The 21521-nt window shown below is 62.0% G+C and carries 20 protein-coding genes; 10 read left to right on the top strand and 10 right to left on the bottom strand.

Annotated features, from left to right (window positions below):
* The first annotated feature begins 68 nt into the window (after window positions 1-68).
* Entirely contained in the window at window positions 69-395 is a 327-nt protein-coding gene (locus D109_RS0106620; protein WP_003215457.1) for a DUF1820 family protein, read from the top strand.
* A 127-nt stretch (window positions 396-522) separates the two neighbouring features.
* Here the strand turns inward: D109_RS0106620 and D109_RS0106615 are convergent, their stop codons facing one another.
* The 4 genes from D109_RS0106615 to D109_RS0106600 all read right to left on the bottom strand — a co-directional run bounded on the left by D109_RS0106615 (window position 523) and on the right by D109_RS0106600 (window position 4050).
* Complete coding sequence (locus D109_RS0106615; RefSeq protein ID WP_017476238.1) at window positions 523-1077, bottom strand: tetratricopeptide repeat protein; 555 nt, start codon at window positions 1075-1077, stop codon at window positions 523-525.
* A gap of 225 nt (window positions 1078-1302) precedes the next feature.
* A complete protein-coding gene (gene hemL, locus D109_RS0106610; RefSeq protein WP_017476237.1) occupies window positions 1303-2586 on the bottom strand; it encodes a glutamate-1-semialdehyde 2,1-aminomutase in 1284 nt (427 codons plus the stop codon).
* 21 nt (window positions 2587-2607) lie between these two features.
* Window positions 2608-3234 (bottom strand): thiamine phosphate synthase, encoded by a 627-nt coding sequence (gene thiE, locus D109_RS0106605; RefSeq protein WP_017476236.1) that lies wholly within the window; start codon window positions 3232-3234, stop codon window positions 2608-2610.
* An 18-nt stretch (window positions 3235-3252) separates the two neighbouring features.
* The gene (locus tag D109_RS0106600) at window positions 3253-4050 is read right to left on the bottom strand and encodes a hydroxymethylpyrimidine/phosphomethylpyrimidine kinase (RefSeq protein ID WP_026077821.1); all 798 of its coding nucleotides are present in this window, start codon (window positions 4048-4050) and stop codon (window positions 3253-3255) included.
* Between the two features lie 286 nt (window positions 4051-4336).
* Between D109_RS0106600 and D109_RS0106595 the strand changes: the two genes are divergently transcribed.
* The 4 genes from D109_RS0106595 to D109_RS0106580 all read left to right on the top strand — a co-directional run bounded on the left by D109_RS0106595 (window position 4337) and on the right by D109_RS0106580 (window position 10837).
* Window positions 4337-6709, top strand: a complete 2373-nt coding sequence (locus D109_RS0106595; protein ID WP_017476234.1) for a 7TM diverse intracellular signaling domain-containing protein — start codon at window positions 4337-4339, stop codon at window positions 6707-6709.
* A gap of 88 nt (window positions 6710-6797) precedes the next feature.
* Window positions 6798-8450, top strand: a complete 1653-nt coding sequence (locus D109_RS0106590) for an acyl-CoA dehydrogenase family protein (protein WP_017476233.1) — start codon at window positions 6798-6800, stop codon at window positions 8448-8450.
* A gap of 174 nt (window positions 8451-8624) precedes the next feature.
* A complete protein-coding gene (gene amn, locus D109_RS0106585; protein ID WP_172834544.1) occupies window positions 8625-10124 on the top strand; it encodes an AMP nucleosidase in 1500 nt (499 codons plus the stop codon).
* 71 nt (window positions 10125-10195) lie between these two features.
* Window positions 10196-10837, top strand: coding sequence for a pseudouridine synthase (locus D109_RS0106580; RefSeq protein ID WP_026077820.1), 642 nt, complete (start codon window positions 10196-10198; stop codon window positions 10835-10837).
* Here D109_RS0106580 and D109_RS0106575 read toward each other — a convergent pair.
* Window positions 10832-11041, bottom strand: coding sequence for a DUF2788 domain-containing protein (locus tag D109_RS0106575; RefSeq protein ID WP_026077819.1), 210 nt, complete (start codon window positions 11039-11041; stop codon window positions 10832-10834). The genes D109_RS0106580 and D109_RS0106575 overlap by 6 nt on opposite strands.
* A gap of 228 nt (window positions 11042-11269) precedes the next feature.
* Window positions 11270-11749: an Lrp/AsnC family transcriptional regulator gene (locus tag D109_RS0106570; protein WP_003194418.1), complete on the bottom strand. Its 480-nt coding sequence runs from the start codon at window positions 11747-11749 to the stop codon at window positions 11270-11272.
* 414 nt (window positions 11750-12163) lie between these two features.
* Between D109_RS0106570 and D109_RS0106565 the strand changes: the two genes are divergently transcribed.
* The gene (locus D109_RS0106565; RefSeq protein WP_017476231.1) at window positions 12164-13279 is read left to right on the top strand and encodes a DUF6515 family protein; all 1116 of its coding nucleotides are present in this window, start codon (window positions 12164-12166) and stop codon (window positions 13277-13279) included.
* Here the strand turns inward: D109_RS0106565 and D109_RS0106560 are convergent.
* On the bottom strand, window positions 13276-14169 hold the full coding sequence (locus D109_RS0106560; RefSeq protein ID WP_017476230.1) for a cation diffusion facilitator family transporter: 894 nt from the start codon (window positions 14167-14169) through the stop codon (window positions 13276-13278). The two genes, D109_RS0106565 and D109_RS0106560, sit on opposite strands and share 4 nt — an antisense overlap.
* 15 nt (window positions 14170-14184) lie before the next feature.
* Window positions 14185-14604 carry a hypothetical protein gene (locus tag D109_RS0106555; RefSeq protein ID WP_017476229.1) on the bottom strand — a complete coding sequence of 140 codons (420 nt, stop codon included), beginning with the start codon at window positions 14602-14604 and terminating at the stop codon, window positions 14185-14187.
* 199 nt (window positions 14605-14803) lie between these two features.
* Here D109_RS0106555 and hrpB point away from each other — a divergent pair, with 199 nt between their 5' ends.
* Window positions 14804-17311: an ATP-dependent helicase HrpB gene (gene hrpB / locus D109_RS0106545; protein ID WP_017476227.1), complete on the top strand. Its 2508-nt coding sequence runs from the start codon at window positions 14804-14806 to the stop codon at window positions 17309-17311.
* 121 nt (window positions 17312-17432) lie between these two features.
* Here the strand turns inward: hrpB and D109_RS0106540 are convergent, their stop codons facing one another.
* Window positions 17433-18521: an endonuclease/exonuclease/phosphatase family protein gene (locus D109_RS0106540; protein WP_017476226.1), complete on the bottom strand. Its 1089-nt coding sequence runs from the start codon at window positions 18519-18521 to the stop codon at window positions 17433-17435.
* Between the two features lie 41 nt (window positions 18522-18562).
* Window positions 18563-19222: a YciC family protein gene (locus D109_RS0106535; RefSeq protein ID WP_026077818.1), complete on the bottom strand. Its 660-nt coding sequence runs from the start codon at window positions 19220-19222 to the stop codon at window positions 18563-18565.
* Window positions 19223-19401: 179 nt separating this feature from the next.
* On the opposite strand from D109_RS0106535, the gene D109_RS0106530 reads away from it, so the two are divergent.
* The 3 genes from D109_RS0106530 (at window position 19402) to D109_RS0106520 (ending at window position 21414) form a co-directional block, all read left to right on the top strand.
* Window positions 19402-20172 carry a DUF2076 domain-containing protein gene (locus D109_RS0106530; protein ID WP_017476224.1) on the top strand — a complete coding sequence of 257 codons (771 nt, stop codon included), beginning with the start codon at window positions 19402-19404 and terminating at the stop codon, window positions 20170-20172.
* Between the two features lie 129 nt (window positions 20173-20301).
* A complete protein-coding gene (locus tag D109_RS0106525; protein ID WP_017476223.1) occupies window positions 20302-20778 on the top strand; it encodes an NYN domain-containing protein in 477 nt (158 codons plus the stop codon).
* Window positions 20779-20802: 24 nt separating this feature from the next.
* Window positions 20803-21414 carry a PolC-type DNA polymerase III gene (locus tag D109_RS0106520; RefSeq protein WP_017476222.1) on the top strand — a complete coding sequence of 204 codons (612 nt, stop codon included), beginning with the start codon at window positions 20803-20805 and terminating at the stop codon, window positions 21412-21414.
* Window positions 21415-21521 lie beyond the last annotated feature (107 nt).

Here is a 21521-nt window from a genome sequence, read left to right as displayed (position 1 = left end):
CTGTGCATCGGACGCCATGCTATAGTTCGCGCCCTCTTTTATATCCCCCGATGTGTTACCCGCCCACCATGACCAAACGTGAAGCTCCAATCTACAAGGTGATTTTCCTTAACCAGGGCCAGGTGTTCGAAATGTACGCCAAGCAGATCTATCAAAGTGATCTGTGGGGCTTCCTGGAAGTGGAAGAGTTCGTCTTTGGCGAGCGCACACAGCTGGTCGTCGACCCGGGCGAGGAAAAACTCAAGGCTCAGTTCGAGGGCGTGGTGCGCAGTTTTGTGCCGATGCATTCGATCGTGCGCATCGATGAAGTCGAGCGCCTGGGCACGCCGAAAATCAGCGAAGCCCGTGGCATGAGCAATGTCATGCCGTTTCCGATGCCGATGCCTGAGAAGTAAGGCTTAAGACCGCGTCGACCCCTTCGCGAGCAAGCCCGCTCCCACATTCGACCGAGTTCCACCTTGGAATACAGTCGAATGTGGGAGCGGGCTTGCTCGCGAAGGCGGCAGTAAAGGCGCTACAAACTCAGGGCAGCGGCGAAAATGGCGAGCTGCCATCTGCGCTCTGCAGTTCCTGCAGGTAGTTGCGGAAAATCTGTCCCAGTACCTGAGTCGCCACTTCCAGTTCGTCCCGCTGCATGTGCTCGGCCACTTCATCGGCCGTGTCCAGCGCATCTTCAGCGCCGTTGACTGCCGCCATTTTCAGCACGATATACGCCTGAACGTTATTGGCCGGTACGCCTTCGCCGTGGAAAAACATGGTGCCCAACTGGAATTGCGCCTGGGCGTGGCCCTGCAACGAGGCTTTCTCGAAGTAGCTCAAGGCCTTGTTGAGGTCGCGTGCGGGATTTTTACTGTCGTAGAAGTACTCGCCCAACTCGTATTGCGCCTGCGCATCCCCACCATCGGCCTGTTTCTGGCACGCGCTCAGGGCTTCGGCCTGGCTTTCTGGCTGGGTATTGAGGGTGCAACGACCCATCGCTGGGATTAACAACGAGTTGCCGCCTGCCTGGGCAAACGCCAGCAGCGGCTGAAGGAGCAACAGGCAGCCCAGAACCAGGGTGCGGCCGGTGCGTTTCATGGGAATCGACTTACCTCTGACGGGGCGCGGGACCCACAGGGGGATCCAATAAGCGCGCATTATGAAATAAGCAGGCCTCTGCTTACAAAGTCTTTACTCGTTTTTCTGCTGCATGGGCAAGTTATCTGCCGGATTGCAGGTGAATTCTCGAAAAAAGACGAAAATGTCTGTAAGCAAAGTAGCAAATCTGACGCCGCCAGGGGCGACGTCGGATGTTTGAGTGGCTTATTTCAAGGCGGCAAAGGCGCGTTCGGCGGCATCGAGGGTCAGTTTCAACTCGGCATCACCATGGGCGATCGAGGTGAAGCCGGCTTCAAAGGCGCTCGGGGCGAGGTACACACCACCGTCCAGCATCAGGTGGAAGAAGCGCTTGAACAGGTCGGCATCGCTGCCCATCACGTCGTCGAAGGTGACGATGTCGTCAGCGCCGCTGAAGTACAGGCCGAACATGCCGCCCGCTTGGGTGGTGACGAACGGAATGCCGGCGGCATCGGCGCGCTGTTGCAGGCCATCCAGCAGGCGCGTTGTGTAGTCGGTCAGCTCGGCGTGGAAGCCCGGGCGGCTGATCAGGCGCAGGGTGGTCAGGCCGGCGGCCATGGCCAGCGGGTTACCCGACAGGGTACCTGCCTGGTACACCGGGCCCAGCGGCGCGATGTGCTGCATGATTTCGCGCTTGCCGCCGAAGCAGCCCACCGGCATGCCGCCACCGATGATCTTGCCGAAGGTGCTCAGGTCCGGCGTGACGCCGTAGTAAGCCTGGGCGCCGCCGAGGGCAACGCGGAAGCCGGTCATCACTTCATCAAAAATCAGTACCACACCATGCTTGTCGCACTGTTCCCGCAGGCCTTCCAGGAAACCCGGGGCCGGCGGTACGCAGTTCATGTTGCCGGCCACTGGCTCGACGATGATGCACGCCACTTCCTGGCCGACTTCGCTGAGCATCTGCTCGACTGCAGCGATGTCGTTGAACGGCAGGGTCAGGGTGTGTTTGGCAAACGCGGCGGGTACACCGGCGGAGCTCGGTACGCCCTGGGTCAGCGCGCCGGAGCCGGCCTTGACCAGCAGGCTGTCGGAGTGGCCGTGGTAGCAGCCTTCGAACTTGATGATGCTGTCGCGGCCGGTAAACCCACGGGCCAGGCGAATCGCACTCATGGTGGCTTCGGTGCCGGAGCTGACCATCCGCACCATCTCCATGGACGGCACGATGGAGCAGACCAGGTCTGCCATCTCGGTTTCCATGGCGGTCGGTGCGCCATAAGACAAGCCGTGTTGCAGCTGCTGGCGCACCGCGTCCAGCACGTCCGGATGGCTGTGGCCGAGGATCATCGGGCCCCATGAACCCACGTAGTCGACGTAGCGGTTGTCATCTTCGTCGGTGACGTAGGCGCCTTCGGCATGTTTGAAGAACAGCGGGGTGCCGCCAACGCTCTTGAACGCTCGCACGGGGGAGTTCACACCGCCGGGGATGTGTTTCTGGGCATTGGCAAACAGGGTTTCGGAACGGGACATGATCGGGCTCTCTGAAATCGATTATTGAGGCTTGAGCAATTCGTTGAAGGCGCGGGCGCGGCGCGTGACTTCCTGGGTGCTGTCGGCACCAAACAGGCCGTGGACTACCGCCAGCAGATCGGCACCGTGGGCTACCAATGGCTCGGCGTTTTCCAGGGTGATGCCGCCGATCACGCAGATCGGCAGGTGCAACCGCGCGCGGGCCTGGGCCAGCAGTTCAACGGTGGCAGCCGGCGCGCCGGGCTTGGTGTTGGAGTTGAAGAAGCGGCCGAAGGCGACGTAACTGGCGCCCTCTTTGGCAGCCTGCTCGGCCAGTTCGATCTGGCTATGGCAGGTGGAGCCGATGATCGCCTTGGAGCCCAGCAGCGCACGGGCCGGGGTCAGCGGGCCGTCGGTCTGGCCCAGGTGCACGCCGACGCCGAGGCGCGCCGCCAGTTCGGCGTCATCGTTGATGATCAGTTGCGTCTTGTAGCGCGAGCACAGCTCCCGCAGTTTTTCGGCTTCCCGCAGGCGGCGGGCTTCGTCGCTGCTTTTATCGCGGTATTGCAGCAGGGTCACGCCACCGTCCAACGCCGCTTCGACGTAGGCGAGGAACTTGCCGGCCAACAGTTGGCTGTCGGTAATGGCATAAAGGCCACGTAGTTTCATCGGGCAGGCCTCTTGGTGTTACGAGCAGAAATCCAACGGCAGACGACGAGGCACGAATTGCCCCTGGCCGAGTTGTTCAGCGTCACGCAGGGTGCGCCAAGTGTAGTTGAGGGCCGATTGCACCGCGCTGACCAACCCTTCGCCTTGTGCCAAGCGACCCGCCAGCGCGCTGGCCAGGGTGCAGCCGGAACCGTGATAACTGCCGGGCAGGCGCTGGCAGGTAAAGGTCTGGTGCGTGCCGTCGCGGCTGTAGAGACGGTTGTGCACTTCGTGCTCGTCGCCATGGCCGCCGGTGATCAGCAGGTGCTTGATGAAAGGCAGCAGTTTCGCGGCGCACTCGTCCGCCGAGCCTTCGGGCAGTTCGGCGAGGATGCGGGCTTCGGGCAGGTTCGGCGTGGCAATCAGCGACAGCGGCAACAGCCGCTCGCGCATGGCGTAGCCAACTTCGTCCTTGCCCAGGCTGCCGCCGCCGCCGGCGCGCAGCACCGGGTCGCAGACCACCGGCAAATGCGGGTGCGCCTTGAGCAGTTCGACCACAGTGTCGACCATTTCCAGGGAACCGAGCATGCCCAGTTTCACGGCCGCCACTTCGGAATCGCCGAGTACGGCGTTGGCCTGGGCCAGCACCCACTCGCGGTCCAGCACGCGGAAATCGCTGACGTTGACGGTGTTCTGCACGGTCAGCGCGGTGACGGCCGGGGCCGCATGGCAACCCTGGGCGAGCAGGGCTTCGATATCTGCCTGCAAGCCGGCGCCACCACTGGGATCATGGCCGGAGAGACAGAGGACAACGGGGCGAGAGCTGTAGATATTCATGGTGCGCGAGCTTACCACCAAACGCTTTTTGGGTGGCTGTCGGGCGATGGTTGAATTTTTAACGGATGACCCGGGTGAAATGGCTGTTTGCTATCATCGTCGAAAGCAGGTCAAATGCTCTGTAATGCCCGCTCTAGAGCCTTTCAAAAAATTATTTCAATGGTGTCTTTTGGCCTGTAATGGCTATGCTAGAGTGGATTAAAACCAATAACTGTATCGCCGGTATACGTCTGCTCAAAAGGAATGGAGGCTTTTGACATAACCGGACAGGTCACGCTGGGGCTCTATGCGCTATTTGCTGATGTTACTGTTGAGCGGACTGCCGATGCTGGCCGGCGCAGTCGAGTTCAACGAGTCCACCACGCGGTTGCCCCTGGGCCAAGTGATGCAAGTCCTTGAGGACCCCAGTGGCGCCCTGACCATTGGCGATATCAGCTCGCCGGTCCTCGCCAGTCGTTTCAAGACCCACGACAAAGCCACATTGAATGCCGGCTATTCGCGCTCGGTGTTCTGGCTCAAGGTCGACTTGCATTACCGTGCACAGCGCCCGGATGCCCCGCGCCGCTGGCTGCTGGAACTGGCTTACCCGCCGCTGAACCAACTGGAGCTGTACGAGCCTGACAGCGTCGGCAACTATCGACTGGTGTCGCGCACCGGCAGCATCCTGCCGTTTTCCAGCCGCGAAATTCGTCAGAGCAACTACCTGTTCAAGCTCGACTTTGCGCCGGACCAACGAGAAACCCTATACCTGCGCCTGCAAAGCCAGGGCTCGATCCAGGCGCCGCTGACCCTCTGGTCGACCACCGCGTACCTCGAAGAACAGCCATTGCGCCTCTATGTGCTGGGTGTGATCTACGGCGTGTTGCTTGGCATGCTGATCTACAACCTGTTTATCTACCTGAGCGTGCGCGACACCAGCTATCTCTATTACATCCTTTATATCGCCTCGTTCGGCCTGTATCAGCTGTCGGTCAACGGCGTGGCCGTGCAGTACTTCTGGCCCAACAACCCATGGTGGGCGAATGCGGCGGTGCCGTTCCTGATCGGTTCGGCGGCGCTGTTCGGCAGCCTGTTTGCCCGCAGCTTCCTGCACACCGCGCTTTACAGCCGCTGGATCAACCGGCTGCTGGTGGCGCTGGCCGTCTGCGGCGCGGGAGTGATGGTGCTGGCGCTGTTCACCAGCTATGCGCTGGCGTTGCGCCTGGCCACCGGGTTGGCGCTGGTGTTCACCGTGACCATCTTTGTGGCAGCCATCAAGGCCTGGTATTGCGGCCAGCGGATGGCGCGCTATTTCATCATCGCCTGGACCGCGTTCCTGTTGGGCGGTGTGGTCAATACCATGATGGTCCTGGGCTACCTGCCCAATGTGTTCCTCACGATGTACGCCAGCCAGATCGGCTCGGCACTTGAAGTGGCCTTGCTGTCCCTGGCCCTGGCTGACCGGATCAATTCGATGCGCGAGCAACAGGCACAAATCCTGTTTGATGCCAGCCAGAAGCTCGAAGTGCTCAACACGCAACTGGCCCGCAGCAACCAGCTCAAGGACGAATTCCTCGCCACCTTGACCCACGAATTGCGCACTCCGATGAACGGCGTGATCGGCTCCCTGGAGTTGATGCAGACCGAGCCGCTGCCGGGTGACCTTGCGCAGTACCATCAAACCGCCGCTGGTGCGGCGCGCGAGATGATGCGCATGGTCAACGGCATTCTCACCCTCACCGAATTGCAGGCCGGGCGCCTTAGCCCGCAACCCCAGGTGTTCAGCTTGCGCGGGTTGCTCGAGACCTTGCGACAGCAGTTTGCCGCCAGCGCCCAGAGCAAGGGCCTAGAGTTCTCCATTGACCTGGCGGAGGACCTGCCGGACCGAATCAACGCTGACTCCGGCAAGCTGGCGCAATGCCTGGATTGCCTGTTGGACAATGCCTTCAAGTTCACCCACGAGGGTTCGGTACGTGTGCGGGTGGTTGGCGTGCCCCAGGCGGACGGAACCCTGCGCCTGACCTTTATTGTCACCGACACCGGCATTGGCTTCGCTTACCTCGATGAAGCGACCCTCTATCAGCGTTTCTTCCAGCTTGATGGCTCGACCACGCGCCGATACGGCGGTATGGGTATTGGCCTGGCGATCTGCCGGCAATTGATCGAGTTGCTCGGAGGCCGCCTCACGCATAACTCCGAGCCGCGGCGCGGCAGCCGCTTCCAGCTGGAGCTGGCCGTCAGCCCGGTGCAACCTGAGCCCGTGCGACGAGTGCCGCAGGCACAACGTACGCCTCAGGAGTGCACGGTGTTGCTGGTGGACGACAACAGCGTGGCGCAATTGGTGGTGCGTGGCATGTTGCTCAAGCTCGGTTACCGCGTGAAAACCGTCGACAACGGACCGGCCGCCCTGGCGCTATTGCAGGGTGAATCCTTCGATGCGGTGCTGCTGGATGTGCCGGAGGGCGGGTTCTCGCTGTGTTGCCAGATCCGTGCATTGCCTGGCTGTGGCGAGCTGCCGGTGATCGCCTTGAGCACTTCGTTGCAAGCTCCAGAGCGTGAGGGTTGCCATGGTGTGGGTGTCACTGATCGAGTGGCCAAGCCAGTACGCTTCGAGGCCTTGCAGCAGGTGCTGCAACTGCGGTTATTGCATATGGTTGAGGGTGAAAGCGCCGCCACTTAGGCGCTTATGCCACTTTTTTAACCCGGTTGACGGTGCTTAACTGAAATTCAGGCCTCAATGAACGTGGCCTTTTTTCAGGAGGCCCGTCATGAACCTGCACCCGTTCGCCGAAACCCACGACGTCACCAACCAGCCACCGTCCCTGGACGGCACCAACCTGTACCGTATCGATCTACCCCTGCAAGAATGGTCCCGGCGCTTTGGTGCCGGCTGGGCCGAGCAGCGTATCGATACCTACGGTGCCTTGGCAGGCGGGCCGCTGATGGCGGCCGGTTTCCTGGCCAACCAGAACAAGCCGGTGTTCAACAGCCATGACCGTTTTGGTCATCGTATCGACCTGGTTGAATTTCATCCGGCCTACCACGAACTGATGCGCACCGCCGTCGAGCATGGCCTGCCGTCGTTGCCGTGGGCCCACCCACAATCCGGCGCCCATGTGGCCCGCGCGTCCATGACTTACCTGCACAGCCAGGCCGAAGCCGGCACCGGCTGCCCGCTGACCATGACCTTCGCCTGCGTCCCGGCCCTGCGCTTGCAGCCGGATCTGGCCGAAACCTGGCTGCCGAAAATCCTCGCCACCGAATACGACCCGCGCAACGTCGGCATCGCCCACAAGGCCGGCGCCACCATTGGCATGGCCATGACCGAGAAACAGGGCGGCACCGACGTGCGCGCCAACACCACTCGCGCTTACCCGGTAGGAGCGGCTGGCCCCGGCCAGGCGTATGAGTTGGTGGGACACAAGTGGTTCTGCTCGGCGCCGATGTGCGATGGCTTCCTGACCCTGGCCCAGACCGAGAAGGGCCTGACCTGTTTCCTGCTGCCCCGGCACCGCCCGGATGACACCCGCAACGAGTTCTACATCCAGCGCCTGAAAAACAAGCTCGGCAACTGCTCCAACGCTTCCAGTGAAGTGGAGTTTCGCGGGGCGCTGGCCTGGATGATCGGCGAAGAAGGGCGCGGCGTACCGACCATTATCGAAATGGTGGCCATGACCCGTTTCGATTGCATGGTCGGCTCCAGCGCCTTGATGCGCCAGGCACTGACCCAGGCCAGCCATCATTGTGCCCACCGCCTGGTGGGCGGCCGGGTGCTCAGTGAGCAACCGCTGATGCAAAACGTACTGGCCGACCTGGCCCTGGAAAGCGAAGCGTCCCTGGCCTTGAGCATGCGCATGGGCCGCGCGCTGGACCATCTGCATAACGAACAGGAAGCCAAATTCGCCCGTCTGGTAACGGCGGTGGGCAAGTATTGGATCTGCAAACGCGCCCCGGCGATGATCAACGAAGCCGCCGAGTGCATGGGCGGGGCCGGGTATGTGGAGGACAGCATCCTGCCGCGCCTATACCGTGAGGCACCGGTCAACTCCACGTGGGAAGGTTCCGGCAATGTGCAGTGCCTGGATGTGCTGCGAGCCTTGTCGAAAGAACCGGGCGTGCTGGAGGCGCTGTTTGTCGAGCTGGGGGATGGTCATGGTCACAAGCACCTGGCGCGGCACATCGAGCAGTTGAAGTCAGCGTTCATGGACACCCAGGACATCCAGTACCGTGCCCGACAACTGACCGAGGATATTGCCGTGGCGTTGCAGGCCAAGTTGTTGCTGGAGGCGGGTAATGCCAGTGTGAGTGATGGTTTTATCGCCAGCCGACTGGGTGAGTCGTCTGGCCGGGTCTATGGCACCTTGCCGCGCGGTGTGAATGTGGAAGCGATTGTCGCGCGCTCGACACCTCCTTTTTCCTGAAAAAACACGGTCAAAATGTGGGAGCGGGCTTGCTCGCGAAGGCGGTGGATCAGCCAATACATGTGCTGACTGACCTACCGCTTGCGCGAGCAAGTCGAATCGTCGCACCGCCGCTCCCACATTATTGATCGCATTCCAATTCCGGTGTTTCAGTGCGCCAGGGATACAGGCAAGATGAAGGCCTGCAAGTCAGAACACAGGATGCTTACCGTGACCGAAGCTTTTGTTGTCGTTCAAACCGCCGAAGAAGCCGTGGATCGGCTGGCGGCTCTCCATGAGCGTGCCACTGGCGCGCTCAATCAAGCCCTCAAGCGCTACCTCAAAGACCGCGTCGAGCCCGACGCCGAACAACGTGCGATGTTTCGCTACCCGGAACTTCGTCTGACCTACCTGGTGCAGGGCGAAGTCCCACAGACCACCCGGGCGTATGCCAAGGTCCAGTTGCCGGGGACCTACAGCGTCACCGTCACCCATCCGTCAGCCTTCCGCAAATACCTGCTGGAGCAACTGGTGCCGTTGATGCATGACTTCACCGTGACGGTGGAAGTGGGCGTCAGCCAGCAGAACATTCCCTACCCGTACGTGGTGGAGCAGGGCGACGAGCTCGCCGGTTCCGGTGTCACCGCCGCCACGCTGGCGCGGGTGTTCCCGAGTACCGACCTGTCTGCCGCCACCGATGGCATCGCCGACGGCCTGTACGACTGGGAAAACACCGATCCGCTGCCATTGGCGCTGTTCGATGCCGCCCGTGTCGATTTCTCCCTGCGTCGCCTGGTGCATTACACCGGCAGCGACTGGCGCCATGTGCAGCCGTGGATTTTGCTGACCAACTACCACCGCTACGTTGACCAGTTCATCGTGCATGGCCTGGAACAGCTGCGCAGCGACCCGCGCTTTATCCGCATGGTGCTGCCGGGCAACGTGATCATCGACAAGAGCATGGACCACGGCGAAGCATCTGCTATCGCCGCGGGCGTGGTCTGGCACCGCTACCAGATGCCGGCCTACCACTTGCAGGCCAGCGATGGCCACGGTGTCACCCTGGTGAACATCGGCGTCGGCCCGTCCAACGCCAAGAACATCACTGACCACCTGGCCGTACTGCGCCCGCATTGCTGGCTGATGATTGGTCACTGCGGCGGCTTGCGCCAATCCCAGACCATCGGCGACTACGTGCTGGCTCACGCCTACATGCGTCGCGACGGGATTCTCGACCGGGTCGTGCCGCCGAACATCCCGATCCCGGCCCTGGCCGAAGTGCAGATGGCCTTGCAGCAAGCGGCAGCCAACGTCACCGGCGAGAAAGGCGAGGAGCTGAAAAAGCGCCTGCGCACCGGCACCGTGTTGACCTACGACGACCGCAACTGGGAGCTGCGTTGGGCCCAGGAGCGTCCGCTGATCAACTTGTCCCGCGCCGTGGCCGTGGACATGGAAAGCGGCACCATCGCTGCCCAGGGCTACCGCCTGCGGGTGCCGTACGGCACGTTGTTGTGTGTGTCGGACAAACCGCTGCACAGCGAGATCAAGCTGCCAGGTTCGGCCAACGCGTTCTATGAGCGTGCGGTTAGCCAGCACTTGAAGATCGGCATCGAGGCGGTGGATCTGTTGCGCACCGAACTCAACTCGCTGCACTCGCGCAAACTGCGCAGCTTCGACGAGCCGCCGTTCCGCTAAACGGTTGGGATGGTTATTTAACGGTCAGGCCACTAGCATTGTCGGTCCTGACCGTTAGATGTTCCTTTGCCATGTCCCGTCCTGCCCGTCCCGTTTCCCGCCGCCCTGGTGTGAAGAGTCCGCAAACCTCGTCAGCCCCGCGTCGTGTCGCCAAGGCACCACCGGCCGAGCCCAAGTTGATCCTGTTCAATAAACCCTTCGATGTACTGACCCAGTTCAGCGACGAAGGCGGGCGCGCGACCCTCAAGGATTTCATCGACATCCCCGGTATTTACCCGGCCGGACGCCTGGACCGTGACAGTGAAGGCCTGTTGCTGCTGACCAATGACGGGCAGTTGCAGGCGCGCATCGCGGACCCCAAGCACAAGCTGGCGAAAACCTATTGGGTGCAAGTGGAAGGCGAGCCGACCGAGGAACAGCTGCAACGCCTGCGCGACGGCGTGGAACTCAACGACGGCATGACCCTGCCCGCCGAAGCCCGACAACTGGACGAGCCACAGTTATGGCCGCGCAACCCGCCGGTGCGGTTTCGCAAAAGCGTGCCCACCTATTGGCTGGAGTTGGTGATTCGGGAAGGGCGTAACCGCCAGGTGCGGCGCATGACGGCCGCGGTTGGTTTGCCGACGTTGCGTCTGGTGCGGGTGCGCATTGGCGACTGGTCGATCGACGGCCTGGATCAAGGCCAATGGAAGGAAGTGCCGGCGCGCTTATAAGGCGCCGGACTCGATCAGGCCGATGACCACGCTCTTGATGATGAACGCGGCGACGCCCAGGCCCAGCACGAAGAACAGGATCATCGAGCCAAAGCGCCCGGCCTTGGATTTCTTCGCCAGGTCCCAGACGATAAAGCCCATGAAAATGATCAGGATGCTGACCAGGCCGGTCATCATCCATTCTTCAAACACGGCGGGATCAATCGAGTTCATTGGGTGGTTTCCGGCTGGGGCAGGGCGGGAAGTATACGCCAGCATCATCAGCTCATCATTGACCTGCGTCGGTCTGCCGCAGACTTATCACCTTGCTGAAACACAGTCGAAATGTGGGAGCGGGCTTGCTCGCGAATGCGGTGGATCAGTCAGCACATTCGGCGCCTGGCACACCGCATTCGCGAGCAAGCCCGCTCCCACATTTGTTCCGCGCTGGTCTTAAGTGCGCAGGTGGGTCAGCGGCAACTCGGTGCTGTTGAGTACCTGGTTCAGCACAAAGCTTGAGCGCACGCTGGTGACGCCTTCGATGCGGGTCAGGTGCCCCAGCAGCAGTTTCTGGTAGTGATCCATATCTGGCACCACCACCTTCAGTTGATAGTCGGCGTCCATCCCGGTCACGAGGCTGCACTCCAGCACTTGCGGCAAGGTGCGGATGGCGGCTTCGAAGTTCTCGAAACGCTCGGGTGTGTGTCGGTCCATGCCGATCAGTACGTAGGCCGTGAGACTCAGGCCGAGCATCTTGCGGTCGAGCAAGGCGACCTGGCGGGCGATGTAGCCGTCGTCTTCCAATTGCTTGACCCGGCGTGAGCACGGCGAAGGCGACAGGCCGATCCGCTCGGCCAACTCCTGGTTGGAGATCCTCGCGTCGCGCTGCAATTCCGCCAAAATACTCAGGTCGTATCGGTCAAGTTTGCTCATGGGGCTGGCCTTTGTCGTAACTATTGCGGCGAATTATCTATCCAGGGTTAAAAATTGCGCAAGCACTGTTTATTGACGCAATCTTCGCAATCATCTGTCCGGGCCTGGGGCGTAAAGTTATCAACAGAATCACCGCCCGGACATACAGTCCACTGCAGCCCGCTCATACCGCCGGCTGCGGCCGCCAACCCCACAGGGTTGCCCCGGCCCCCGGGCTGCACACTGTCCACAAGACGGCGTGAGGTGAGCCAACGTCAAAAGCGTTGAGCCAGGACGAAGTTCTCAAGGGGCGACCGACGGGTCGCCCCTTTTTATTGCCTGCGAAAATAGTTCTCGTGACTGATAACCTGTCGCAGAACCGGGCCCCGGTTTTCCAGTCTTACGTGTAGGCCCTAATCCGCAGTGAGGAATAGCATGAAGCGCATCTGGCGTTTGGCAGGTGTTGGTTTGCTGATGGTAACCGTTGGTGCGCAAGTGATGGCCGACGAACAGCCACGCCCTGAAGGCGGTGGCCAGCATGAAAAAGGCCCGGAAGGGCATCCAGGCAATAATCAGCCTCGGCCGCAGAACAACCAGCCTCGACCGCAAAATAATCAACCGCGTCCCGAAGCTCCTCGTCCCGAAAACAATCAGCCGCGTCCGCAGAACCCGCATTTCGAAAATAATCAGCCACGGCCGCAGAATGAGCATTTTGAGCGGCCTAATGGGGGTGGCCAGTGGCAAGGTCGCCCGCAAGGCAACCAGCAGCAACCCCCGCACCCGGCGCCTCAGCCGGCGAATAACCTGCCGATCCAGGGGCGCCCGGATACCGTGCGCCAGACCCAGGAACCACGTCCCGGCAACTATCAGGACATTCCGCGTCGCAACGATGGCAATCAGCACTGGCAGGCCGGCAATGGTGGCCAGGGTGGCCCCGGCCGGCCCGGCTTCAATGGCGGTAATAACCATCCCAACGATCACCGCTGGCCAGGTCGCCCCGACGGGCACGGCAATGGCTGGGGCCCTGGCCCGCAATACCGTCCGGGTTATATCGTCGACCGCTTCCCCGACCGCAATTACCGCGTGCCGTACCGTGGCCAGGACTACTTCTTCTCGGGTGGCTATTGGTATCGCCCACAAGGCCCGCGTTATGTCGTAGTGGCGCCGCCTTACGGGATCCGCGTGCAATACCTGCCGGACTACGCGCGGGAAGTATGGGTAGGCAGTGCGCTGTTTTTCCTCGCCGCCGGAGCCTATTACACCTACGAAGAAAGCACTCAGCAGTACGTGGTGGTCGAGCCTCCGCCTGCCGCGCCAGCGCCGCAGCCAGTGCCCCAGGGCAATGGGTATGACGTGGTGGCTTACCCGGCCAACGGCCAGTCACCGGCGCAAGTCCAGCAAGATGGTTACGACTGCTATCGCTGGGCCGTGCAACAAAGTGGTTTTGACCCGAGAACCGTCACCTACGCGCCAGACCCGGCCGTGGTGCAAACCTACCGCCAGGCCCAGGGCAACTGCCTGAGCAGTCGCGGGTATCAGGTGCAGTACTAGGGCTTCTCGCCCTTGACCACTTCCTGCGGGTCGGCGTGCACCAGCACTTCGGCTCGCGGGTAGGCTTTGTGGATGGCATCGGCGGCCTGGTCGCTGATGCCGTGCGCCACGGACAGACTCAATTCCCCCGGTAACTCCAGGTGCAGCTGCACAAACCAGTGGTTGCCGGAAATCCGTGTGCGCAAGTCATGGGCGCCCAGTACGCCGGGCACATTGCACGCCAGCTCCAGCATGTGCTGGCTGACATCCGGCGGCAGTTCCTCGTCCATCAACACCGAAAAACTTTCCCGGGCGATCTGGATGGCGCTCCACAAGATGTAGGCCGCGATGCCCAGGCCGAACCAGGCGTCCACCTGGTGAAAACCGAACGCTGCCATCACCAGCGCCACCAGGATACTGCCGTTGAGCATCATGTCTGAGCGATAGTGCAGCGAGTCGGCGCGGATGGCGTTGGAGCCGGTTTCGCGGATCACCCGGTGTTGCAGGATCAGCAGCGCCGCGGTCAGCGCCAGGGACAGAATGATCACCCCAATGCTCAGCCATGGCGCACCCACAGGTTCTGGATGCTGCAAACGCTGGAATGCCTGGAAGGCGATCAACACCGCACTGCCGGCGATAAACAGTGCCTGGGCCATACCCGCCAGGGACTCCGCTTTGCCGTGGCCATACCGGTGATCGTCATCGGCCGGGCGTAACGCGTAGTGCACGGCCAGCAAGTTGAGCAGCGAGGTGATGCCGTCGAGCAGCGAGTCGGTCAGCCCGGCGAGCATGCTCACCGAGCCGCTGAGCCACCAGGCGATGGCCTTGGTCACAATCAGCACACAGGCCACGCCGACAGAAGCGCGGGTGGCCAGGCGCAACAGCCGGGCGTGTTCGGGACTGGTGGTCATGGGGTCAGTCAGTCCTTAAGCGGCAGGTTGCAGGCCCAGGGTGGCGAGCTGTTGCACGCTGCCCTTGAACTGGATCATGCGTGGGTCGTCCAGCGGCAGGTTATGGCCGGTTTCTTTCTGAATGATGGTTTGCAGCTTGGCGTTGTCGACCTTGCCGTCGGCGCCGATGGCTTGCTGGAGCTTTTCCGGGGCCACCTGGGCGGTCTTGCCAGGCTCGAAGTAAATCGCGCCGGTGGCAAAGTCGACACCAAAGGCGATCAGGCCCGGGATCACGTAGAACAGCAGGCCGACCGCATCGAGTACGGCAATCGCCGGGTCGATCTTGCCGTCGATCTGGCCACGGCGGTCGGGGTAGAAAATCGAGCCGCAAGCCGTCAACTGGCTCAGCAGGGTGACGGCCAGAACACCGCCGATGACACGGGAAGCAACACGCATGGGACTCTCCTGAAATGAACTGTAGGAGCGAGCTTGCTCGCGAAAAATGTCAACGATAACGCGTACTGCCTGAATGTGCGCGGCGCTCTCGGGTTTTTCGCGAGCAAGCTCGCTCCTACAAGTGAAGGGTATGCCTTTGAGACCACCACCGACACCCGGCAGTTCGCCGTTATACTCGCCGCTCTGCTTTGGAGCCAGTATGAATTCGTTGCCAATCGATGATGTTTTACTCGCCCTGCGTGACGCCTTGGCGACGCGCCATGAAGCCGTGCTCGAAGCGCCGCCCGGCGCCGGTAAAACCACACGGGTGCCGTTGGCGCTGTTGAATGAACCCTGGCTGGCCGGGCAAACCATCTTGATGCTCGAACCCCGCCGCCTGGCCGCCCGTGCAGCGGCAGAAAGGCTCGCCAGCGAACTGGGGGAAAAGGTCGGCGAAACCGTCGGCTACCGCATTCGCCTGGACAGTAAAGTCGGCCCCAATACGCGGATCGAAGTGGTCACCGAAGGCATCCTCACCCGCCGCTTGCAGGATGACCCGGCACTGGACGGTGTTGGCTTGCTGATCTTTGACGAATTCCACGAGCGCAGCCTGGACGCCGACCTGGCGCTGGCCCTGAGCCTCAATGGCCGGGATCTGTTTCGCGACGAGCAGCCACTGAAAATCCTGCTGATGTCCGCCACCCTGGAAGGCGAGCGCTTGGCCGGGTTGCTGGACGACGCACCGATCTTGCGCAGCGAAGGGCGCATGTACCCGGTGCAGATGCGCTGGGGCCGGCCATTCCAGCCCGGTGAATTTATCGAGCCGCGGCTGGTGCAGACCATCCTTGAGGCCCTGCACGATGAGACCGGCAGCGTGCTGGTGTTCCTGCCGGGCCAGGCGGAGATTCGTCGGGTCAATCAGCAATTGGCTGATGCACTCGGCGATAACCCCGATGTGCTGCTGTGCCCGCTGCATGGCGAACTGGACCTGGCGGCCCAACGCGCCGCCATCGACCCGGCGCCCGCCGGCAAGCGCAAAGTGGTGCTGGCCACCAACATTGCCGAGACCAGCCTGACCATCAACGGGGTGCGGGTGGTGATCGATGCCGGTCTGGCGCGGGTCCCGCGTTTTGACCCAGGCAGCGGCATGACCCGCCTGGACACCCAGCGCATCTCCCGCGCCAGCGCCACCCAGCGTGCCGGCCGGGCAGGGCGACTGGAGCCGGGGGTGTGTTATCGGTTGTGGTCCGAAGATCAACATGAAGGGCTGGCGGCGTATTCCAGCGCGGAAATTCTCTCGGCGGATCTTTCCGGTCTTGCGCTGCAATTGGGCCGCTGGGGCGTGGCGCCGACTCAGTTGGTGTGGCTCGACGTGCCGCCCACCGCCGCTTATGCACAGGCTCAGGATTTACTTGAGCGATTGGGCGCATTGAGCGATGCCAAGCTGACCCCTCACGGCCAGAAAATGGCCGGGTTACCCGCTCACCCGCGTATCGCTCATTTGCTGTTGCGAGGTCAGGATTTGGGCCTGGCGAACATGGCCTGTGACGTGGCGGCGCTGTTGGGTGAGCGCGATATCTTGCGCGGCGCCGGTGCGGATTTGCACAGTCGCCTGGCATTGTTATCCGGCGAAGAAAAGGCCCGTGGTACCCAGGGGGGCGTGCAGCGCGCCAAGCAACTGGCCCGGCAGTACCGTGGCTATTTAAGAGGCAAGGCTGAGCAACCGGTTGCCGATCCCGACCACCCGCGCTGGCTCGGCGCTTTGCTGGCGCTGGCCTACCCGGACCGTGTCGCTCAGCAACGCCGTGCGGGCGGTGCGGAATACCGCCTGGCCAACGGCCGTGCCGCGCTGTTCGCCGAAGCCGACAGCCTGATGAAACAACCCTGGCTGGTGATCGCCGATCTGGGCAGCCGCCAGGGCCAGCGCGAAGAACGGATTTACCTCGCGGCGGATTTTGATCCGGCGCTGTTTGACTCGGTGTTGGCCGAGCAGGTGCGTAATGTCGACCAGCTTGACTGGGATGAGCGCGAAGGCGTGCTGCGGGCCGAACGCCAGCGCAAGGTCGGCGAACTGGTGCTTAGCCGCGAGCCGCTGACCGGCCTCGACGAATCCGCCCGCAGCCAGGCGCTGGTCAACCTGGTGCGGCGCAAAGGCCTGGAACTGCTGCCCTGGACCCCGGAGCTGCGCCAGTGGCAGGCGCGGGTGATGCTGCTGCGTGATCTGGATGCCGGCAAGGCCAGTGAATGGCCGGATGTCAGCGACAGCGCCTTGCTCTCCAGCTTGGAACACTGGTTGATGCCGTACTTGGGCAAGGTGTCGCGCCTGAGCCATTTTTCCACTCTGGATATTTCCAGCTTCCTGCATAACCTGCTGCCGTGGCCGTTGCCTGCGCGGTTGGACGAGTTGGCGCCGCACCATCTGAAGGTGCCGTCGGGCTCGTCGGTGCGGCTGGACTACAGCGAGCAGCCGCCGATTCTGGCGGTGCGTTTGCAGGAGTTGTTCGGCCTGGCGGACACCCCACGGATCGCCGGCGGGCGGCAGGTGGTCAAGCTGCACCTGCTGTCACCGGCAAGGCGCCCGGTGCAGGTAACCCAGGACCTGGCCAACTTCTGGCGCAGTACTTATGCCGAGGTGAAGAAGGACTTGAAAGGGCGGTATCCGAAGCATTACTGGCCGGATGATCCGTTGATCGCTGAACCGACGGCCCGGATCAAACCGAGAAAGTAAGCGCGATGAAGATCAACTGTGGGAGCTGGCTTGCCTGCGATGCAGGCAACTCGGTTTTTCAGTGGCACCGCGGTGATGCTATCGCAGGCAAGCCAGCTCCCACACTGTTTTGCAGCGTGGCTTACTGCGCGGCGGGCAACAGGAACCGCGTAATCACCGGCAGATGATTGGAGATACGCACCGTATCGCTCTGCCGCACCTGGCTTTCAACCTTTTTGATGCGCGAACTGTAGAACAGGTAGTCCAGCGTACGATCCGGCCCGTCCACGGTCGGGTCATTCGGGAAATACGTCAGCCATTTATCCCGATCAATGCCGCTGGATTGGCTGTTGCTCGGGACCATCGGGTACTTTTCCCACAGCAGGTGCAGCTCACTGTCCGGTGAATATTGCCCGCGTTTGTCGGCATCCAGGCGCAGGAACTGTCCCAGCGGCAACAGGTTGAAGTCCCCGCCCATCAGCCATGGCGTGCCACGGCTTTCGAATTTATCCACCAGCTTGACGGTCGCCTGCACCTGTTCCAGCACCGCGTTGTGCCCGGGGGCCGTGCCGTCCAGGCGGGTATTGAGCACGGCCAACTGGCCGCCGTCGCTCAACGGCAGGTAGGTCAGCAATAATGCGGGTTTGGCCTGGAATTGACGGCTGATCAGGTTGGCGCGGGCCACGGGCAATTGCAGGCGCTCGGCGTGTTCGATCTGGTAGCGGCTCATGGTCACCAGCTTGCGGCCGACGCTGCCGAAGATGTGCAGGTCGGGCACGAAGTCGGCTTTCCAGTCGAATGCCTGGACGCTGCACGGATAGAGGTCGGCCAGGCGCTCCTGGAGCAAGGCCAGTTGGTCTTGGTAGCTTGAAGGCTTGGCGCCTTCGTCGACTTCCTGCAACAGCAGGATGTCGGGCTGTTCGTCGCGGATCACCCGTGCCACTTCGTCGAGGCTGGCGGCCATGTCTTCAACGGTGGGGCGGTCGTCCGGGCCGCTGCCGTCCGGGGTGTCGTACCAGAACACGTAGTTCTTGCCCGCCAGGTACTGCACGTTCCAGGTCATGACCTTGACTGCCTGGCCCGGCAGCAGCGTCGGCGCACGGGGCGCGACGCAGCGGATAGGCAGGGTTTCCTTGTCGGCAGGGCGCCAGGTCAGGCTGTAGATCAAGCCGGTCAGCAGGGCCGCGAGGATCAGCAGGCCCAGCAGGGTAATGCGCAGTAATCGGGTCATCGGCTCGGCTTATGGCGTTGCAGGACAAGGCCCGGAGCATATCACCGCGCGTCGGCGTCGCCACCAATCAACATGAACAGGCGGAACAACACCACGCTGGTGAACAGCTGCAGGAAGCTTTGCGCGCTGTCCATCAGCAGGCCCAGCAGCGGGTTTGGGTCCGGGTAGACCGCCACGCTGGCGCCCTTGAGCAACCACAGTGGCGTCATCACGCACAGCAGGCACACCAGGATGCGCCAGAAATGCCCACGGGTCAGACGCATGCTTTCCTTCATGGCCGACAGCGCCGACATGCCCCGCAGTACCAGCAAGTATTCGGCGAAGGCCAGCACCACCATCAGCCACAAGCCCGGCAGGAAATACAAAGACAGACCCAGCAGGATCAGCAGCGTGCTGACTGCCGTCAGCAAGGCAAAGCGCGGCCACAAGGTCAAGGCCAGGGCCAGCACATCCAGGGTACGCGGCGATTCGCCCCGGGTGCGGGCGTCGAGGAACAGGATCAGTGCGCCGGTGTACAGCGGATACACCAGCAGCCCGACGATCACGCTGTAGCCGGGAAATGCATCAGGGCCGAGGGTGTGGTCGAGCACCTGTTGCAGCAGTGCCTCAAGGATTACCAATGGCAGGCACAACTGCACGATGGCGCCCAGGTTGCGCTTGAAAAAGAAGAAGGAGTCGCGCAGTACGTCTAACGGATTCATCAGGGTCTTCACAGGCCGAAAAGCAAGGGCGTTACTTTAACCGATCATGAGCAGATGCAAGCAAACGTAAACCTTGCGTAAAGACCATTGAAACAATCAGTAACAGCCCCATAACTGGGTTGTACCTTGCACATAGTGGGCAAGGCGAAGATTTCTACCGGCAATCTAACGAGGTCGCCATGAACAGCGAAGAGCAAACCCTGATCGATGGACTGTTTTCACGGTTGCAGCAAGCCGAAACGGACTCAGCCCCCCGCGACGCCCAGGCTGAAGCGCGGATCAAGGAGCACGTCACTCGCCAACCGGCCGCTGCGTACTACATGACCCAGTCGATTCTGGTGCAAGAGCATGCAATCAAGAGCCTTGATGCGCAGAACAAGCAGCAGGCCCAACAAATCCAGCAATTGCAGGACGAACTGCAACAGGCCAGGTCCCAGGTGGCGCAGCCTGCACCGAGCAGTGGCGGTTTCCTGTCGAGCATCTTTGGTGGTGGCTCCCGCGACCCACAGCCTGCCCAGAGTGCGCCTGCATCTTCCGGGGGGGGCTGGCGTGAACCGGCGCGTCCGTCGTTTGGTGGCCAACCCGCGCCACAGCAGAACTACGGCGCCCCACAGCAGAATTACCAGCAGCCACAACAGGCACCCGCAGCGCCAATCGGCAGCGGTTTCCTCGGCGGCGCACTGAAAACCGCAGCCGGCGTGGCCGGTGGTGTGATGCTGGCAGAAGGCATCAGCAGCCTGTTCAACCACAACTCGCAGCAGCCGCAAGTGGTGGAAGAAATCATCCGCGAAGAGCCGGTGCCGGCCAGCGACAACGGCAACTGGGGCAACGACGACCAGAAATTTGCCGGCAACGACAGCTGGGGCAGCGACAACGGCTCCGACAGCTTCGCCGACAACGACTATTCCGACGACTCCTCCTCCTTTGGCGACGACGATTCCTTCGTCTGACCCACACTCAACCGGGGCGCTTCGTCGCCCCGGGCTGATTTTTCTCGGAAACTGCCTTTTGGCTGGCATACTGGCAACCTTTCCGGGCCTTTGAGCCCGGGGTCCATGCGCGTGTCATGAGGATTTGCGGTGAAAAAGATAGCCGTGTTCGCCGATGTACAAAACCTCTACTACACCGTGCGCCAGGCGTACGGCTGTCACTTCAACTACGCCGCCCTGTGGGCTGACATCAGCCAGCGCGGGCAGATTGTCGAGGCGTATGCCTACGCCATCGACCGTGGCGACAGCAAGCAGCAGCAGTTCCAGCAAATCCTGCGCAACCTCGGCTTTACCGTGAAGCTCAAGCCTTATATCCAGCGCAGCGACGGCTCGGCCAAGGGCGACTGGGACGTGGGCATCACCATCGACATCATGGACGCCGCCGCCCATGTCGACGAAGTGGTGCTGGCCTCCGGTGACGGTGATTTCGACATGCTGCTGGACCGCATCATCAACAAGCACGGCGTCGAGGCTGTGGCCTACGGCGTGCCGGGGCTGACGGCCAACTCACTGATACGCGCCGCCAGCCGCTACGTGCCGATCGAAGGCGCGTTGCTGCTTAAATAGATTTTCGACGGAGTTGGAACAGGTTTGGAACGTATAGCGGTCATCGACTTTGAAACCACCGGCATCCAGCCGAGCAGCAGCTGCCGGGCCACGGAAATCGCCGTGGTCATCCTGGAGCAGGGCCAGATCGTGGACCGCTACCAGAGCCTGATGAACGCCGGCGTACGCGTGCCGGGGTTTATCGAGCAACTGACCGGCATCAGCAACGCCATGCTGCGCACCGCGCCGTCGGCGGAGCGGGTGATGAACGAGGTGAACGAGTTTGTCGGCACCACACCGCTGCTGGCCCACAACGCCGCGTTTGACCAGAAGTTCTGGGATTTCGAGTTGGGGTTGATCCGGCGTACGCGTTTGCAGAAGTTTGCCTGTTCATTGTTGCTGGCGCGGCGCTTGATGCCGGCGGCACCGAACCACAAGCTGGGCACCCTGACCTCGTTTGCCCAACTGCCCCACACCGGCAAGGCTCACCGGGCCATGGCGGATGCGGAGATGGCAGCGAACCTTACCGCGCATCTGGCCCAGGAACTGCGCCGCACCCACGGGTTGCGGGAGCTGTCCCACGAATTGCTGTGCAGCTTGCAGAAGGTTCCGGCGGCGAAGATCAATGATCATCTGAAGAAACATCGCGGGTTCTGACTTGGCAATGATCGTTCCCACGCTCCGCGTGGGAATGCCGCCCTGGACGCTCTGCGTCCGCTCTTGAAGTCGTGACGCAGAGCGTCACCGGATGCATTCCCACGCAG

The organism is Pseudomonas sp. PAMC 26793 (genome assembly GCF_000313235.1).
In the GTDB taxonomy this organism is placed as follows: domain Bacteria; phylum Pseudomonadota; class Gammaproteobacteria; order Pseudomonadales; family Pseudomonadaceae; genus Aquipseudomonas; species Aquipseudomonas yamanorum.
The sequence above is the reverse complement of the archived record's forward strand: the minus strand, read 5'-3'. Positions and strand labels throughout refer to the sequence as shown.

Excerpts from the sequence above, each read along its gene's own strand:
- D109_RS0106620 (WP_003215457.1), top strand. The coding sequence starts at position 69 with ATGACCAAACGTGAAGCTCCAATCTACAAGGTGATTTTCCTTAACCAG.
- D109_RS0106615 (WP_017476238.1), bottom strand. The coding sequence starts at position 1,077 with ATGAAACGCACCGGCCGCACCCTGGTTCTGGGCTGCCTGTTGCTCCTT.
- hemL (WP_017476237.1), bottom strand. The coding sequence starts at position 2,586 with ATGTCCCGTTCCGAAACCCTGTTTGCCAATGCCCAGAAACACATCCCC.
- thiE (WP_017476236.1), bottom strand. The coding sequence starts at position 3,234 with ATGAAACTACGTGGCCTTTATGCCATTACCGACAGCCAACTGTTGGCC.
- D109_RS0106600 (WP_026077821.1), bottom strand. The coding sequence starts at position 4,050 with ATGAATATCTACAGCTCTCGCCCCGTTGTCCTCTGTCTCTCCGGCCAT.
- D109_RS0106595 (WP_017476234.1), top strand. The coding sequence starts at position 4,337 with ATGCGCTATTTGCTGATGTTACTGTTGAGCGGACTGCCGATGCTGGCC.
- D109_RS0106590 (WP_017476233.1), top strand. The coding sequence starts at position 6,798 with ATGAACCTGCACCCGTTCGCCGAAACCCACGACGTCACCAACCAGCCA.
- amn (WP_172834544.1), top strand. The coding sequence starts at position 8,625 with ATGAAGGCCTGCAAGTCAGAACACAGGATGCTTACCGTGACCGAAGCT.
- D109_RS0106580 (WP_026077820.1), top strand. The coding sequence starts at position 10,196 with ATGTCCCGTCCTGCCCGTCCCGTTTCCCGCCGCCCTGGTGTGAAGAGT.
- D109_RS0106570 (WP_003194418.1), bottom strand. The coding sequence starts at position 11,749 with ATGAGCAAACTTGACCGATACGACCTGAGTATTTTGGCGGAATTGCAG.
- D109_RS0106565 (WP_017476231.1), top strand. The coding sequence starts at position 12,164 with ATGAAGCGCATCTGGCGTTTGGCAGGTGTTGGTTTGCTGATGGTAACC.
- D109_RS0106560 (WP_017476230.1), bottom strand. The coding sequence starts at position 14,169 with ATGACCACCAGTCCCGAACACGCCCGGCTGTTGCGCCTGGCCACCCGC.
- D109_RS0106555 (WP_017476229.1), bottom strand. The coding sequence starts at position 14,604 with ATGCGTGTTGCTTCCCGTGTCATCGGCGGTGTTCTGGCCGTCACCCTG.
- hrpB (WP_017476227.1), top strand. The coding sequence starts at position 14,804 with ATGAATTCGTTGCCAATCGATGATGTTTTACTCGCCCTGCGTGACGCC.
- D109_RS0106540 (WP_017476226.1), bottom strand. The coding sequence starts at position 18,521 with ATGACCCGATTACTGCGCATTACCCTGCTGGGCCTGCTGATCCTCGCG.
- D109_RS0106535 (WP_026077818.1), bottom strand. The coding sequence starts at position 19,222 with ATGAATCCGTTAGACGTACTGCGCGACTCCTTCTTCTTTTTCAAGCGC.
- D109_RS0106530 (WP_017476224.1), top strand. The coding sequence starts at position 19,402 with ATGAACAGCGAAGAGCAAACCCTGATCGATGGACTGTTTTCACGGTTG.